This window comes from Streptomyces sp. NPDC050732, from assembly GCF_040654255.1.
GTDB lineage: Bacteria > Actinomycetota > Actinomycetes > Streptomycetales > Streptomycetaceae > Streptomyces.
This window is the reverse complement of the sequence record NZ_JBFAHP010000025.1, coordinates 46,766-62,561: the sequence shown is the minus strand read 5'-3', so window position 1 is coordinate 62,561 and position 15,796 is coordinate 46,766. Positions and strand designations below refer to the sequence as shown.

Sequence of the window (15,796 nt, the reverse complement as noted above, 5' to 3'; positions counted from 1 at the left end):
CCGTCTCGCCCGCTCAGGCTAGGCCGTGCGCGGGCCCGCGCACGGAAGCGGGCGGCACTCGGGCACGCCCGTGCCCGACACGGACGCGGCGCTGTGCGCCGGTATGGTCTGATCCGTCACCGATGACGCCTCTGACCTGTGGAGACACCATGTCCGGCACGCCCCCCGCCCGCCGCACCGTGCTGCGGGCCGCCGCTCTCGCCCCGGCCGTCGGACTCGGGCTCACCGCCTGCTCGTCCGGCGACGGATCGAACCGGTCGGTCCCGACCGCGCCGGTGGATCTCGGGAAGGCCGACGACGTGAAGGTGGGCGCGTCGAAGCTGTACAAGGACAGCAACGTCGTGGTCAGCCGGATCTCCGACGACGAGTACAAGGCGTACAGCACGATCTGCACCCACGCGCGCTGCCCCATCCAGAACCTGGAGGGGCACAAGCTGGTCTGCCAGTGCCACGGCAGCCAGTTCGACGCCATGAACGGCAAGGTGCTGAAGGAACCGGCCGTCGAGCCGCTCGTCGAGCTGCCGGTGAAGGTGGAGAACGGCAAGATCGTCGCGGGCCCGGAGAAGAACGCCTAGCCTCCTTCCGGAGGGCAGGGAGGGCACGGGCTCATTCCCAGTCCCATGCGATCCCCAGGATCCCCGCCCGCACCTGCGGCTCGACCACGTGCACCGAGCGGTGGCTGCCGCTCAGCGTCAGCTCCTGGCGGCCGCCGCGCGGGGCCGCCGCGGAGTGCTGGGTGAAGCGGTGGCAGCGTACGGGCAGGGCCGCGTCGTCGTAGCGGATCTGCAGCGCGTACTGACCGCCCGCGTAGGTGAAGCCGCGCTGGTACTCGGTGGCTTCCCCGGCCGTGCCGTCCTCGAAGCCGTAGCCGAACAGATGGGTGTCGCCCGCACGCAGCCGCGCGTCGAAGAGCAGCTCGGCGACCAGCACCCCCGTCCCCTGGTGCCAGCGCACGCGTCCCGTGCGGCAGTTCTCCAGGGCACGCACGCGGACGCGGTCGGGAGCGCACCCGGGATCGCCGTGGTGGATGGCCACATAGCGGTCCACGCCGTCCCGGTGGGCGCGCACGACGTGCTGCGACTCGCGGCCGACCAACTCGCGGCCCGCGCCGATCCGCACCCGCTCGTGGTGGCCGATGGTGTGCAGCCCGCCGTCGACGGGGGAGCCGAGCTCGGCGAGGAGCGAGCGCAGCACGTCGGAGGCCTCCACCAGGGAGCGGTACGAGCGGGCGGCGGGCCGGGTCCGGTCGGCGCGCTCGGCCGGCCGGACGAGCAGCCGGATCAGTGACTCCTCCGGGAGCTGAAGGATCTCCTCCAGGGCCCGCACGGCGCGCAGGGACTCGGCGCGCTGGGGGCGGCGGGCGCCCTGCTGCCAGTAACTCAGGCTCGTCACGCCGACATTGACGCCGTGCCGGACCAGGTGGTGGCGGATGCGCTGCAGGGGCAGCCGCCGGGTGGCGATGGCGGTGCGCAGCGCGAGGTGGAACGGGCCGGTGCGCAGGGCGGCCGCCAGCTCCGCGGGCTCGTCGTCCGCCGTCCGTGCCGCGTCCGTCGTCCGTACCGCGTCCTCCGCCGTCCGTGCCGCGTCCGCGGGCGCGCCTTGCGCGTACCGGGTGGCGTGCCGCATGGGGGCCCCTATCTGTGAACGTTCACTCCAGCCGCCCGGCGTTCGCGCCGGTCGGAGCGGGCCACCAGGTCGGCGTACGACGTCCGTTCACATCCGTACGCCGCCGTTCACGGCCCAAGTAATTCCGCATTGAAGCGTGTTGACCTGCACCCGACAACACTCGATGCTCAATCGCAGCGTCCGGACGCGCTCCTCCACACCCCACATCCCCGCTCGGGAGGAACGCGATGCGCCCACCGATCAGCAGGAGCAGCAGCACGGGAAGACGCAGACGTCTCTGCGTGCTCGCCGCCGTCACCGCGGCGCTCCTGACCGCACCCGCGGCCACGGCCACGGCGGCCCCGGCCCCGGCCCCCGCCACGTCGGCCGCGACCGCCGCCGACCCGTCCGTACTCGCCGCCAAGCGGCTGAACATCACCATGCAGGCACAGCAGAAGACCAACTGGTGCTGGGCCGCGGCCGGCAACACCATCGCGACCTTCATGGGCCGCAACTACAGCCAGAACCAGTTCTGCAACGCCGCCTTCGGGCGCAGCCAGAACACCGAGTGCCCCAACAACCAGGCCACACTCGGCAACGTCCAGAACGGCCTGCGCTGGGCGGGCGTCAACCCCGGCTCGTACGTCACCGGCTGGCTGCGGTACTCGACCGTGCAGACCGAGATCAACGCGAACCGCCCGGTCGAGACCCGCATCCAGTGGTCCAACGGCGGCGGCCACATGCATGTCATCTACGGCTACGACGACGCGAGCAGCTGGGTCTACTGGGGCGACCCGTGGCCCTCAAGCGACCGCTACAACTGGGCCTCGCACGCCTGGTACGTCGACAACGACACCTTCTCCTGGACCCACTCGCTGTACCGGATCGGGGCGTGAGAGCGATGACCCGTCACCTTCCCCGCCAGACCCGCCACCTCCCCCGCCCCCTGGCAGGGACCGCGCTCGCGGGCACGGCCGCCGCCCTGCTCCTCGGCCTCGCGGCCCCCGCTGCCTCCGCCGACTCCGGCCCGCCGGTGCCCTCCGCCGCGTCCCGCGACGCGGCGCACCGCGCGGCCGGGGCGCCGAAGACCCTCGACACGCTCTCCCGCTTCTTCTCGCGGGAGGGAGCGGTCACCAGGTCGGCCGCCGACCCGCGGGTCGAGGGCAAGGCCGTGCCCGTGTACTACCTCTCCGCGGACTTCGTCGCCGGCAAGAAGGGCGCGCCGATCGCCCGCCTGCAGTTCCTCGCCAGCAAGGCGGTCTCCTCCGACGGCCAGGAAGCCTCCCTCTGGACCGTCGAGCGGGGCGGCTCGTGGCAGGTCGTGAACATCGCCACCGGGGACGACGAGACCCACTACGCGCGCGTGGGCGCGAAGAAGGCCCCCGGAGGCACCGTCTTCCACGAGCCGCAGATCAACGCCTGGTACGTCCGGGACGACCGGGACGGCGACCACGCGCGCGTGCTGCCCCTCGACAAGGACGCGGTACGCGCCGTGGGCGCCGACGGGACGACGGTCGCCGCCTACCGCGACCGTGTACGGAAGGCGTACGGCGACAAGCTGCCCGGCTCCGCCTACGAGAAGTCCGGCAAGGCGGGCGGCTACGACACGGGGAAGCCCGCGCAGGCCCCCGCCGAGGCCCCCGCGCAGGCCTCCGTCCAGGACGAAGGGCCGGTCACGGTGGCCTCCTCGATAGCGGGCGCGGGCGCCCTGCTCGCCCTCGGCCTCTCCGGAGCGGCGCTCGTCCGGCGCCGCGCCGCACGGCAGGCGGGCTGACCCCCGCGAGCGGCGGCCGGGCCACCGGCCGCCGCTCCCACCGGCTGATCAGTACGCCGCCCCGGACTGTCGGTGCCCGCCAGTAGGCTGTCCGACATGGCCGACCCTTCCAGCTACCGCCCCAAGCCGGGACAGATCCCCGACGCCCCGGGGGTCTACAAATTCCGCGACGAGCACCGCCGGGTGATCTACGTCGGGAAGGCCAAGAGCCTGCGCCAGCGCCTGGCCAACTACTTCCAGGACCTGGCCGGGCTCCACCCGCGCACCCGCTCCATGGTGACGACGGCCGCCTCCGTCGAGTGGACGGTGGTCACCAACGAGGTCGAGGCGCTCCAGCTGGAGTACACCTGGATCAAGGAGTTCGACCCCCGGTTCAACGTCAAGTACCGCGACGACAAGAGCTATCCGTACCTCGCGGTGACGATGAACGAACAGTTCCCGCGCGTCCAGGTGATGCGCGGCGCCAAGAAGAAGGGCGTGCGCTACTTCGGGCCCTACGGCCACGCCTGGGCGATCCGCGACACCGTCGACCTCCTCCTGCGCGCCTTCCCGGTCCGCACGTGCTCCGCGGGCGTGTTCAAGAACGCCGCCCGCACCGGCCGCCCCTGCCTCCTCGGCTACATCGGCAAGTGCTCGGCGCCCTGTGTGGAGCGCGTCACGGCCGACGCCCACCGTGAACTCGCCGAGGACTTCTGCGACTTCATGGCGGGCCGCACGGGCACGTACATCCGCCGGCTTGAGCGGCAGATGGCGGACGCCGCCGAGGAGATGGAGTACGAGCGGGCGGCCCGCCTGCGCGACGACATCGAAGCCCTGAGGAAGGCGATGGAGAAGAGCGCCGTCGTCCTCGCGGACGCCACGGACGCCGACCTCATCGCCCTCGCCGAGGACGAGCTCGAAGCCGCCGTGCAGATCTTCCACGTGCGCGGCGGCCGGGTCCGCGGACAGCGCGGCTGGGTCACCGACAAGGTCGAGGCGGTCACCAGCGGCGACCTCGTCGAGCACGCCCTCCAGCAGCTGTACGGCGAGGAGAGCGGCGACGCCGTGCCCAAGGAGGTGCTCGTCCCCGCGCTGCCCGACCCGATAGAGCCGGTCCAGGAGTGGCTGACCGAGCGCCGCGGCGCGAGTGTCTCCCTGCGCATCCCGCAGCGCGGCGACAAGAAGGCCCTCATGGAGACCGTCGCGCGGAACGCGCAGCAGTCCCTCGTCCTGCACAAGACCAAGCGCGCCTCCGACCTCACCACGCGCTCGCGCGCCCTGGAGGAGATCGCCGCCGCCCTGGAGCTCGACAGCGTCCCCCTGCGCGTCGAGTGCTACGACATCTCGCACCTCCAGGGCGACGACGTGGTGGCGTCGATGGTCGTCTTCGAGGACGGCCTGGCCAGGAAGAGCGAGTACCGCCGCTTCCAGATCAAGGGCTTCGAGGGCCAGGACGACGTCCGCTCCATGCACGAGGTGATCACCCGTCGCTTCAAGCGCTATCTCGCCGAGAAGGAGAAGACGGGGGAGTGGGTGGACGAGGAGACGGGGGAGATCGCCGACCTCGGGCCCACCGAGGAGGACGGCCGGCCCAAGCGGTTCGCGTACCCTCCGCAGCTCGTCGTCGTGGACGGCGGGCAGCCGCAGGTCGCGGCCGCCCAGAGGGCCCTGGACGAGCTCGGCATCGACGACATCGCGGTCTGCGGCCTCGCCAAGCGCCTGGAGGAGGTCTGGGTCCCCGGCGAGGACGACCCGGTGATCCTGCCGCGCACCAGCGAGGGCCTGTACCTCCTCCAGCGGGTACGTGACGAAGCCCACCGCTTCGCCATCACCTACCAGCGCAACAAGCGGTCCAAGCGGTTCCGCGCCGGGCCGCTGGACGCCGTGCCGGGTCTCGGCGAGGCCCGCAAGCAGACGCTGATCAAGCACTTCGGTTCGGTGAAGAGGCTGCGATCCGCGACAATCGACCAGATCTGCGAGGTCCCGGGAGTGGGCCGCAAGACGGCCGAGGCCGTCCTCGCGGCCCTCGCCGGGGCGGTTCCCGCCGGCCCCGCCGTGAACACGGCGACCGGAGAGATCATGGAAGAGGAGGAGCCCGTGACCGCGGGCGCCTCGGAAGAACGACGGGGGCAGGAGACATGAGCGAGCACGACGAAGGTGAAGAGCAAGTGACTGCGGGCACGCCCATCGAGACGCCGGGAGTCCCCGACGCCGCGATCCCCGAGCTGGTGATCATCTCCGGGATGTCCGGCGCCGGACGCAGCACGGCGGCCAAGTGTCTGGAGGACCTCGGCTGGTTCGTGGTCGACAACCTGCCGCCGGCGCTGATCCCCACCATGGTGGAGCTCGGCGCCCGCTCGCAGGGCAACGTCGCCCGCATCGCGGTCGTCGTCGACGTGCGCGGCAGGCGCTTCTTCGACAACCTCCGCGAGTCCCTCGCCGAGCTGGAGTCGAAGAACGTCACGCGGCGCATCGTCTTCCTGGAGTCCTCCGACGAGGCCCTGGTCCGCCGCTTCGAGTCGGTCCGCCGCCCGCACCCGCTGCAGGGCGACGGCCGCATCGTCGACGGCATCGCCGCCGAGCGCGACCTCCTGCGCGAGCTGCGCGGCGACGCCGACCTGGTCATCGACACCTCCAGCCTGAACGTGCACGAGCTGCGCGCCAAGATGGACGCCTCGTTCGCGGGCGAGGAGGAGCCCGAGCTGCGGGCCACCGTCATGTCCTTCGGCTTCAAGTACGGCCTCCCGGTCGACGCCGACCTCGTCGTGGACATGCGCTTCCTGCCCAACCCGCACTGGGTCCCCGAGCTGCGCCAGTTCACCGGCCAGAACGAGGAGGTCGCCGCGTACGTCTTCAACCAGCCCGGCGCCAAGGAGTTCCTCGACCGGTACGCCGAACTGCTCCAGCTCATCGCCGCGGGCTACCGCCGCGAGGGCAAGCGGTACGTGACCATCGCGGTCGGCTGCACGGGCGGCAAGCACCGCTCCGTCGCCATGTCCGAGAAGCTCGCGGCGCGCCTGGCCGCCGAGGGCGTGGAGACCGTCCTCGTCCACCGGGACATGGGGCGCGAGTGAAGCCGACCCGCCGGACCGTCCGCCTGAGCCGACTGGGCCGCAAGCGGGGCACCCAGCCGAAGGTGGTCGCGCTCGGCGGGGGCATGGGCCTGTCCGCCTCGCTCGCCGCGCTGCGCCGCATCACCGGAGCCGGAGACCTCACCGCCGTCGTCACGGTCGCCGACGACGGCGGCTCCAGCGGCCGCCTGCGCGACGAGCTCGGCGTGCTCCCGCCCGGCGACCTGCGCAAGGCCCTCGCCGCGCTGTGCGGCGACGACGACTGGGGCCAGACGTGGTCCCGTGTCATCCAGCACCGCTTCCAGTCCAAGGGCGACCTGCACGAGCACGCGGTCGGCAATCTGCTGATCGTCGCCCTGTGGGAGCAGCTCGGCGACCATGTGCAGGCCCTTGACCTGGTCGGCCGCCTGCTCGGCGCGCAGGGCCGCGTCCTGCCCATGTCGGCCGTGCCGCTGGAGCTGCAGGCCCTCGTCAGGGGCCACGACCCGGACCGGCCCGACGACGTGGACACGGTGCGCGGGCAGGCCACCGTCGCGCTCACGCCCGGCGAGGTCCAGTCCGTGCACGTCGTCCCGCACGACCCGCCGGCCGTCCCCGAGGCGGTCGCCGCCGTCCTCGACGCGGACTGGGTGGTGCTCGGCCCGGGCTCCTGGTTCTCCTCGGTGATCCCGCACCTCCTCGTGCCGGAACTGCTCGACGCGCTGACCGCGACGAAGGCCCGAAAGGTCCTCTCGCTCAACCTCGCTCCGCAACCGGGAGAAACCGAAGGGTTCTCTCCGCAGCGTCATTTGGAGGTTTTGGCCCGACACGCCCCTAAACTCGCCCTGGACGTGGTGCTGGCCGACGAGGCCGCCGTGCCCGACCGTGAGTCGCTCACCGATGCCGCCAAGCGGCTCGGCGCCACGGTCGAGCTGGCGCCGGTGGCCCGGCCCGACGGGACTCCGAGGCACGACCCGGAGCTCCTGGCAGCCGCGTACGACCGTATTTTTCGGATGCATGGAAGGATCGGCCCATGGCGATGACGGCAGCGGTGAAGGACGAGATCTCCCGGCTCCCCGTCACCCGGACCTGCTGCAGAAAAGCAGAGGTCTCGGCGATCCTGCGGTTCGCGGGCGGCCTTCACCTGGTGAGCGGCCGCATCGTGATCGAGGCGGAGCTGGACACCGCGATGGCCGCCCGGCGGCTCAAGCGGGACATCCTGGAGATCTTCGGGCACAGCTCGGAGCTGATCGTGATGGCCCCCGGCGGCCTGCGGCGCGGCTCGCGTTACGTCGTCCGGGTGGTCGCGGGCGGCGATCAGCTGGCCCGCCAGACGGGCCTCGTGGACGGCCGCGGCCGCCCCATCAGGGGCCTGCCGCCGCAGGTGGTCTCGGGGGCCACCTGCGACGCCGAGGCGGCCTGGCGCGGGGCGTTCCTCGCGCACGGCTCGCTCACCGAGCCCGGCCGCTCCTCCTCCCTGGAGGTGACCTGCCCGGGCCCGGAGGCCGCGCTCGCCCTGGTCGGCGCCGCCCGCAGGCTGCAGATCGCGAGCAAGGCCCGCGAGGTGCGGGGCGTGGACCGCGTGGTGGTACGCGACGGCGACGCGATCGGCGCGCTGCTCACCCGCCTCGGGGCGCACGAATCGGTCCTCGCCTGGGAGGAGCGGCGGATGCGGCGCGAGGTGCGCGCCACCGCCAACCGCCTGGCCAACTTCGACGACGCGAACCTGCGCCGCTCGGCCCGCGCGGCTGTCGCCGCCGGCGCCCGGGTGCAGCGCGCGCTGGAGATCCTCGCCGACGAGGTCCCTGAGCACCTCGCGGCCGCCGGACGCCTGCGCATGGAGCACAAGCAGGCGTCGCTGGAGGAGCTGGGCGCGCTCGCCGACCCGCCGCTGACCAAGGACGCCGTCGCCGGCCGCATCCGACGGCTGCTCGCCATGGCCGACAAGCGGGCCCAGGACCTGGGCATCCCGGGCACGGAGTCCAGCCTCACCGAGGAGATCGCGGACAACATGCTCGCGGAGAACATGGCGGTCTGACGCCCGTCCCGTACCTCTCCTCCGTGTCCTGAGCCGCTGGTGCCCCACCGGGCACCAGCGGCTTTCGCCTGCCCGTCCCGCACGCCTTCACCCAGCGTATTGACATGATCATGCACTGTCACGAGCCTGGCATCCCGCACATGTGTGCCGGACAACCGCAAGGGGGGCTCATGAGACGAAGAGCGAGCGCGAGATCGGTTCTCGCCGCGAGCGCACTGATCGTCGGCGGACTTGTCACCGCCCCGCACGCCCGGGCCGACGGGCCCGCGAAGGCCCCGGCCGCCGACGACCCGGCAGCTGTCAGCGTTTACCGGGCGGAGGTCACCGAGAAGCAGATCCCGATCCTCGTCGAGGCGGGCCAGGACGCCCACGAACTCGCCGGACAGGCACCCGAGCGCGGCACCGGCCGCGTCGAGCTGTATCTGACCGAGCGCCAGGCGAAGGCCATCGAGCGCAAGGGCATCGAGCTCAGCGAGCACAAGGTGTCGGCGGCGACGCAGAAGCGGCTGAAGGCCGCGGGGGACGGCGTCTACCGGCCGTACAGCGGAAAGGGCGGCCTCCAGGAGGAGATCGTCAGGACCGGGCAGGCCCACCCCGGCCTCACCAAGGTCGTCTCCATCGGCAAGACCATCCAGGGCAAGGACATCCTCGCCCTGAAGCTCTCCAAGAACGCCAAGAAATCCAAGGACGGCTCCAAGCCGTCCACGCTTTACCTGTCCAACCAGCACGCGCGCGAGTGGATCACCCCCGAGATGACCCGCCGCCTGATGCACCACTACCTGGACAACTACGGCAAGGACAAGCGCATCACCAAGCTCGTGGACTCCACCGAGCTGTGGTTCGTGCTCTCCGCCAACCCCGACGGCTACGACTACACGCACGCCGCCGACGGCAACCGCCAGTGGCGCAAGAACCTCCGCGACATCAACGGCGACGGGAAGACCGCGCCGGGCGACGGCGTCGACCTCAACCGCAACTTCGCCTACAAGTGGGGCTACGACAACGAGGGCTCGTCCCCGAATCCGTCCTCCGAGACCTACCGCGGCACCGGCCCGATGTCCGAGCCGGAGACCAAGGCGCTCGACCGCTTCCAGAAGCGCATCGGCTTCACCTACGGCATCAACTACCACTCGGCGGCCGAACTGCTCCTCTACGGAGTGGGCTGGCAGGTCGCGACGCCCACTCCGGACGACGTGCTCTACCGGGCGCTGAACGGCACCCCCGAGAAGCCCGCCGTCCCCGGCTATCACCCACAGGTCTCCTCCGAGCTCTACACCACCAACGGCGAGGCCGACGGACACGCGGGCAACATCAACGGCATCTCGATGTTCACCCCGGAGATGTCCACCTGCCAGACCGCGTCGAACGTGGACCCCAATGACGCGTGGAAGCCCGAGGACTGCGCGTCCATCTTCACCTTCCCGGACGACGAGAAGCTGATCCAGCAGGAGTTCGCCAAGAACGTCCCCTTCGCGCTCGCCGTCGCCGAGACGGCGCTCCACCCGGACCAGCCGGTCTCCGTCACCGGCATCGAGGCCCCCGACTTCACCCCCGACACCTTCACCACGTCGTACGCGCGCGGCGGGGACCAGGAAGTCGCCGTCACCGTCCGCAAGTCGGTGCGTGACAAGGAGCTCAAGTACCGCGTCAACGGCGGCCGAACGCACGAGGAGGACCTGCGGGCCTGGAAGGGCGGCGAGACCTACGGCGGCGAGGACAACCTCCACTTCGACGAGTACCGCGCCGAGGTCGAGGACGCCCGCGCGGGCGACAAGGTCGAGGTGTGGTTCACCGGCCGCAACAAGAAGGGCCGCACCGAGAGCAAGCACTTCACCTACACCGTCGCCGAACGCCCCAGGGCCAACACGCTCGTCGTCGCCGAAGAGGGCGCCACGGCGACCCAGACCCAGAAGTACGTCGACGCGATCAAGGCCAACGGCCGCTCGGCCGCCGTCTGGGACGTCGCCAAACAGGGCGTCCCGCACCCGCTCGGCGTCCTGTCGCACTTCTCCGCCGTCGTCCACTACACCGGCGACCCGGTGCCCGGCGCACCCACCCAGCTCGCCCTGCGCGACTACCTCAACGAGGGCGGCAAGCTCATCGAGTCCGGCGAGCGCGCCGGCGGCGACGTCGACCTCGGCGACGCCCTCACCGACGACTTCGCGCAGTACTACCTCGGCGCCTACGAACGCCTCTCCGCACCCGGCGCCAACAGCTTCAAGGGCAGCGGCGCCCTCGACGGAGTGAGCACCCCGCTCGCCGCCGCCGACGCCAACCCGCTCGACAAGGCAGGCCGCTTCACCGTCACCTCCGACAGCCTGCCGCCCGAGAAGTTTCCGCAGTTCAGAAGCGCGGCAGCGGGCTCCTACCCCGGTCTCAGCAACCCTTACGCACCCTTCGCGGGCCAGGGCATGGCCTCGGCCACCCACGCCGACCAGGACTGGAAGCGGCTGACCCGCACCATCGACCTGACCGGCGTCACGGCCGCGGACCGGCCCGAGCTGCGGTTCGCGCTCAACTGGAACCTGGAGCCCGGCTACGACCACGGGCTGCTCGAAGCCCACACCGCGGGCGCCGACGACTGGACCACGCTGCCCGACAGGAACGGCAACACGTCCACCACCGTCCCCGCCGAGTGCGCGGCCGGCTTCTTCGTCAACGGCCACCCGTTCCTGCGCCACTACCTGACCGTGGGCGCCGACGCCTGCACGGCCACCGGCACCAGCGGCTCCTGGAACAGCTTCACCGGCTCCTCCGGCGGCTGGAAGCCCGTCGCCTTCGACCTGAGCGCCTACGCGGGCAAGAAGGTCGAGGTGTCGCTCAGCGCCGTCACCGACCCCTCCAGCGGAGGCCGCGGTCTCTTCGCCGACAACGCGCAACTCGTCGTCGGCGGCACCGCCACGGAGACCGAGGGATTCGAGACATCCCTCGGCTCCTGGAGCGTCGCACCGGCCCCGGCCGGAAGCCCTAATATCACAGGCGACTGGGCGCGGACCGGCGAGCTCTACCGGTCCTTCGCGGCGGTCACAGCGCGTGACAGCGTGCTGCTCGGCTTCGGGTTCGAGCATGTGCCCGGAAAGGCCGGGAGGGCCGCTCTTATGGGCGCCTCCCTGGCACATCTGCGCAGCTGACAGTGCGTAATCGGGACCAAGGTCCCGGTGGCCCGTACCCCTACTGCGGGGTACGGGCCTTTGTGCCGCTTACGGCCCCTCTCGATGTCACCTCAGAGGCTTCAGAGAGGTAGGGTCGGAGGCGGTCGGGGACATCCCATACAACTCGCCGGCGTCTAAAACCGGCGTACCAACGAGGAGATCGGTTTCGTGACGATCCGCGTAGGCATCAACGGCTTTGGCCGCATCGGTCGCAACTACTTCCGCGCCCTGCTTGAGCAGGGTGCGGACATCGAAGTCGTGGCTGTCAACGACCTGGGTGACACCGCGACCACGGCCCACCTGCTGAAGTACGACACCATCCTGGGCCGCCTCAAGGCCGAGGTGTCGCACACCGAGGACACCATCACGGTCGACGGCCACACCATCAAGGTGCTGTCCGAGCGCAACCCCGCCGACATCCCGTGGGGCCAGCTGGGCGTCGACATCGTGATCGAGTCCACGGGCATCTTCACCAAGAAGGCCGACGCCGAGAAGCACATCGCCGGTGGCGCGAAGAAGGTCCTCATCTCGGCTCCGGCCAAGGACGAGGACATCACCATCGTGATGGGCGTCAACCAGGACAAGTACGACGCGGCCAACCACCACGTCATCTCCAACGCCTCCTGCACCACCAACTGTGTGGCGCCGATGGCCAAGGTTCTCGACGAGAACTTCGGCATCGTCAAGGGCCTGATGACGACCGTGCACGCGTACACCAACGACCAGCGCATCCTGGACTTCCCGCACAAGGACCTGCGCCGCGCCCGCGCCGCCGCCGAGAACATCATCCCGACCACCACCGGTGCCGCCAAGGCCACCGCGCTGGTCCTGCCGCAGCTCAAGGGCAAGCTCGACGGCATCGCGATGCGCGTCCCGGTCCCGACCGGCTCGGCCACCGACCTGGTCGTCGAGGTCTCCCGCGAGGTCACCAAGGACGAGGTCAACGCCGCGTTCAAGAAGGCTGCCGACGACGGCGACCTGAAGGGCTACCTCTTCTACACCGAGGACCCGATCGTGTCGTCCGACATCGTCAGCGACCCGGCCTCCTGCACCTTCGACTCGTCGATGACGATGGTCCAGGACGGCAAGTCGGTGAAGATCCTCGGCTGGTACGACAACGAGTGGGGTTACTCCAACCGTCTGGTCGACCTCACGGTCTTCGTCGGCGGTCAGCTCTGACCATCAGAGCAGGCAACCAGATGTGAGCACAGGGTCCGGACCGCGCAACGCCGCGCGCTCCGGGCCCTGTTGCGCGTTCGCCCTCCCAAGGAGCCCAGTAGTGAAGACGATCGACGAACTTCTCACCGAAGGGGTCGAAGGCAAGCGGGTCTTCGTCCGCGCCGACCTCAATGTGCCGCTCGACGACGGCACCATCACCGACGACGGCCGCATCCGCGCCGTCCTGCCGACCGTCAAGGCCCTCGCCGACGCGGGCGCCAAGGTCGTCGTGGCCTCGCACCTGGGCCGCCCCAAGGGCGCCCCGGACCCGGCCTTCTCGCTCGCCCCCGCGGCCGCCCGGCTGGGTGAACTGCTCGGTGCCGAGGTGGCGTTCGCGACCGACACGGTCGGCGAGTCGGCCAGGTCGACGGTCGAGGGCCTCGCCGACGGCCGGGTCGCCGTCATCGAGAACCTTCGCTTCAACGCCGGCGAGACCTCCAAGGACGACGCCGAGCGCGGCGAGTTCGCCGATCAGCTGGCCACCCTGGCGGATGTCTACGTGGGCGACGGCTTCGGCGCCGTGCACCGCAAGCACGCCTCCGTGTACGACCTGCCGGCCAAGCTCCCGCACTACGCGGGCTACCTGATCGCCACCGAGGTCGGCGTCCTCAAGAAGCTCACCGACGACGTCAAGCGGCCGTACACCGTCATCCTCGGCGGCGCCAAGGTCTCCGACAAGCTCGACGTCATCGACCAGCTGCTCGACAAGGCCGACCGGCTCCTCATCGGCGGCGGCATGGCGTACACCTTCCTCAAGGCCAAGGGGTACGAGGTCGGCATCTCGCTCCTCCAGGAGGACCAGATCCCGGTCGTCACGGAGTACATGGAGCGCGCCGAGAAGAACGGCGTCGAGCTCGTCCTCCCCGTCGACGTCCTGGTCTCCACGGACTTCCCCGACCTGAAGACGAAGGCCAAGGCCACGTTCGAGACCGTGGACGCCGACGGCATCCCCGCGAACATGGAGGGCCTGGACATCGGCCCCAAGACCCGTGAGCTCTTCGCCTCGAAGATCGCCGACGCCGAGACCGTCTTCTGGAACGGCCCGGTCGGCGTCGCCGAGCACCCCGACTACGCGAACGGCACCGCCGCCGTCGCGCGGGCCCTGCTCAACTGCGACGGCTTCACCGTGGTGGGCGGCGGCGACTCCGCCGCGGCCGTCCGTAACCTGGGCTTCGACGAAAACGCATTCGGCCACATTTCCACCGGTGGCGGCGCCTCCCTCGAATACCTTGAGGGCAAGACGCTCCCCGGCCTCGCGGCACTGGAGAACTGACACCTGATGACTACGCGCACTCCGCTGATGGCGGGCAACTGGAAGATGAACCTCAACCACCTTGAGGCCATCGCCCACGTCCAGAAGCTCGCCTTCGCCCTGGCGGACAAGGACTACGAGGCCTGCGAGGTCGCCGTCCTGCCGCCCTTCACCGACCTGCGCTCCGTGCAGACCCTCGTCGACGGCGACAAGCTCAAGATCAAGTACGGCGCCCAGGACATCTCGGCGCACGACTCCGGCGCCTACACCGGCGAGATCTCGGGCCCGATGCTGGCCAAGCTGAAGTGCACCTACGTCGCCGTGGGCCACTCCGAGCGCCGCCAGTACCACAACGAGACCGACCAGATCTGCAACGCCAAGGTGAAGGCCGCCTTCAAGCACGGCCTGACCCCGATCCTCTGCGTCGGCGAGGGCCTGGACATCCGCAAGGCCGGTCAGCAGGTCCAGTACACGCTGAACCAGCTCGACGGCGGCCTGAAGGACGTCCCGGCCGAGCAGGCCGAGACCATCGTGATCGCCTACGAGCCGGTCTGGGCCATCGGCACCGGCGAGGTCGCGACCCCCGAGGACGCGCAGGAGGTCTGCGGCGCGATCCGCGGCCGCCTCGCCGAGCTGTACTCCCAGGAGCTCGCCGACAAGGTGCGCATCCAGTACGGCGGCTCCGTCAAGGCGAAGAACGTCGCCGACATCATGGCGCAGCCCGACGTGGACGGCGCCCTGGTGGGCGGCGCCGCGCTGGACTCCGACGAGTTCGTCAAGATCGTTCGCTTCGGCGACCAGTGAGTATGCGCTAGCGGCGTTACGTCGTACCCTGACGGGGGCCGAAGCCTGCCTTCGGCCCCCGTCGTCGTTTCAGATCCGAGGAAGTTGGTCCAGCCGTGGTTATGGGGTTCTCGATCGCCCTGATCGTCTTCAGCCTGCTGATGATGCTGCTGGTGCTGATGCACAAGGGCAAGGGCGGCGGTCTCTCCGACATGTTCGGTGGCGGCATGCAGTCGTCCGTCGGCGGCTCCTCCGTCGCGGAGCGCAACCTCGACCGCATCACGGTCGTGGTCGGTCTGCTCTGGTTCGCCTGCATTGTCGCGCTCGGCCTGCTGATGAAGGCGAACAACTAGCGCCGCCCGCTGCCCGCTTGTCCGGTGCAGCCCAGCGTGCGCGGCTTATCATGGGGCTTGCGTCCGGGGGAGGGGTGTAACTCCCCACACTGGACGCGCGTTGGGCCTTACGTAAACTGAGGCGCCCGCAGCAGCACCATCACGCAGGGAGTTACGACCGTGGCAAGTGGCAACGCGATCCGAGGAAGTCGGGTCGGGGCGGGGCCGATGGGCGAGGCCGAGCGCGGTGAGTCCGCGCCGCGTGCGCGCATCTCCTTCTGGTGCTCCAACGGGCACGAGACGCAGCCGAGCTTCGCCAGCGACGCGCAGATCCCCGACACGTGGGACTGTCCCCGCTGCGGCTTCCCGGCAGGCCAGGACCGGGACAACCCGCCGGACCCGCCGCGCACCGAGCCGTACAAGACGCACCTGGCGTACGTGCGGGAGCGGCGCAGCGACGCCGACGGCGAGGCCATCCTCGCGGAAGCGCTCGCCAAACTGCGGGGCGAGATCTAGCACTTGAGAGCCGGCCGGGCACCGAAAGGTGTCCGGCCGGTTTCTTTCTCCCGGTACGTGTGCGGACAGACAGTTTCGGACATCTCATCCCGCTCCC

The 15,796-nt window shown here is 70.5% G+C and carries 14 protein-coding genes; 13 read left to right on the top strand and 1 reads right to left on the bottom strand.

Annotated features, from left to right (window positions below; translation table 11 throughout):
• Positions 1–149 precede the first annotated feature (149 nt).
• Positions 150–575 carry a Rieske (2Fe-2S) protein gene (locus AB0H82_RS22915; protein WP_362995504.1) on the top strand — a complete coding sequence of 142 codons (426 nt, stop codon included), beginning with the start codon at positions 150–152 and terminating at the stop codon, positions 573–575.
• 31 nt (positions 576–606) lie between these two features.
• Here the strand turns inward: AB0H82_RS22915 and AB0H82_RS22910 are convergent, their stop codons facing one another.
• Positions 607–1,626, bottom strand: a complete 1,020-nt coding sequence (locus AB0H82_RS22910; RefSeq protein ID WP_362995502.1) for a hypothetical protein — start codon at positions 1,624–1,626, stop codon at positions 607–609.
• A gap of 227 nt (positions 1,627–1,853) precedes the next feature.
• Here AB0H82_RS22910 and AB0H82_RS22905 point away from each other — a divergent pair, with 227 nt between their 5' ends.
• The 12 genes from AB0H82_RS22905 to AB0H82_RS22850 all read left to right on the top strand — a co-directional run bounded on the left by AB0H82_RS22905 (position 1,854) and on the right by AB0H82_RS22850 (position 15,699).
• A complete protein-coding gene (locus AB0H82_RS22905; RefSeq protein ID WP_362995500.1) occupies positions 1,854–2,501 on the top strand; it encodes a papain-like cysteine protease family protein in 648 nt (215 codons plus the stop codon).
• A 5-nt stretch (positions 2,502–2,506) separates the two neighbouring features.
• Positions 2,507–3,379: a hypothetical protein gene (locus AB0H82_RS22900; RefSeq protein WP_362995498.1), complete on the top strand. Its 873-nt coding sequence runs from the start codon at positions 2,507–2,509 to the stop codon at positions 3,377–3,379.
• A 96-nt stretch (positions 3,380–3,475) separates the two neighbouring features.
• Positions 3,476–5,500: an excinuclease ABC subunit UvrC gene (gene uvrC, locus AB0H82_RS22895; RefSeq protein WP_362995496.1), complete on the top strand. Its 2,025-nt coding sequence runs from the start codon at positions 3,476–3,478 to the stop codon at positions 5,498–5,500.
• The gene (gene rapZ, locus AB0H82_RS22890) at positions 5,497–6,432 is read left to right on the top strand and encodes an RNase adapter RapZ (RefSeq protein WP_362995495.1); all 936 of its coding nucleotides are present in this window, start codon (positions 5,497–5,499) and stop codon (positions 6,430–6,432) included. Before uvrC ends, rapZ begins: the two co-directional genes overlap by 4 nt.
• Positions 6,429–7,451 carry a uridine diphosphate-N-acetylglucosamine-binding protein YvcK gene (yvcK, locus tag AB0H82_RS22885; RefSeq protein ID WP_362995493.1) on the top strand — a complete coding sequence of 341 codons (1,023 nt, stop codon included), beginning with the start codon at positions 6,429–6,431 and terminating at the stop codon, positions 7,449–7,451. The genes rapZ and yvcK overlap by 4 nt, the downstream gene beginning before the upstream one ends.
• Positions 7,442–8,446 carry a DNA-binding protein WhiA gene (gene whiA, locus AB0H82_RS22880; protein WP_362995491.1) on the top strand — a complete coding sequence of 335 codons (1,005 nt, stop codon included), beginning with the start codon at positions 7,442–7,444 and terminating at the stop codon, positions 8,444–8,446. Before yvcK ends, whiA begins: the two co-directional genes overlap by 10 nt.
• A 170-nt stretch (positions 8,447–8,616) precedes the next feature.
• Entirely contained in the window at positions 8,617–11,577 is a 2,961-nt protein-coding gene (locus tag AB0H82_RS22875; protein WP_362995489.1) for a M14 family zinc carboxypeptidase, read from the top strand.
• 189 nt (positions 11,578–11,766) lie between these two features.
• A complete protein-coding gene (gap, locus tag AB0H82_RS22870; protein ID WP_362995487.1) occupies positions 11,767–12,777 on the top strand; it encodes a type I glyceraldehyde-3-phosphate dehydrogenase in 1,011 nt (336 codons plus the stop codon).
• A 100-nt stretch (positions 12,778–12,877) separates the two neighbouring features.
• Positions 12,878–14,089 carry a phosphoglycerate kinase gene (locus AB0H82_RS22865; RefSeq protein WP_362995485.1) on the top strand — a complete coding sequence of 404 codons (1,212 nt, stop codon included), beginning with the start codon at positions 12,878–12,880 and terminating at the stop codon, positions 14,087–14,089.
• 6 nt (positions 14,090–14,095) lie between these two features.
• On the top strand, positions 14,096–14,872 hold the full coding sequence (tpiA, locus tag AB0H82_RS22860; RefSeq protein WP_362995483.1) for a triose-phosphate isomerase: 777 nt from the start codon (positions 14,096–14,098) through the stop codon (positions 14,870–14,872).
• Between the two features lie 101 nt (positions 14,873–14,973).
• A complete protein-coding gene (gene secG / locus AB0H82_RS22855; RefSeq protein WP_055702100.1) occupies positions 14,974–15,204 on the top strand; it encodes a preprotein translocase subunit SecG in 231 nt (76 codons plus the stop codon).
• Positions 15,205–15,363: 159 nt separating this feature from the next.
• Positions 15,364–15,699 (top strand): RNA polymerase-binding protein RbpA, encoded by a 336-nt coding sequence (locus AB0H82_RS22850; protein WP_329389108.1) that lies wholly within the window; start codon positions 15,364–15,366, stop codon positions 15,697–15,699.
• The last annotated feature ends 97 nt before the right edge of the window (positions 15,700–15,796 follow it).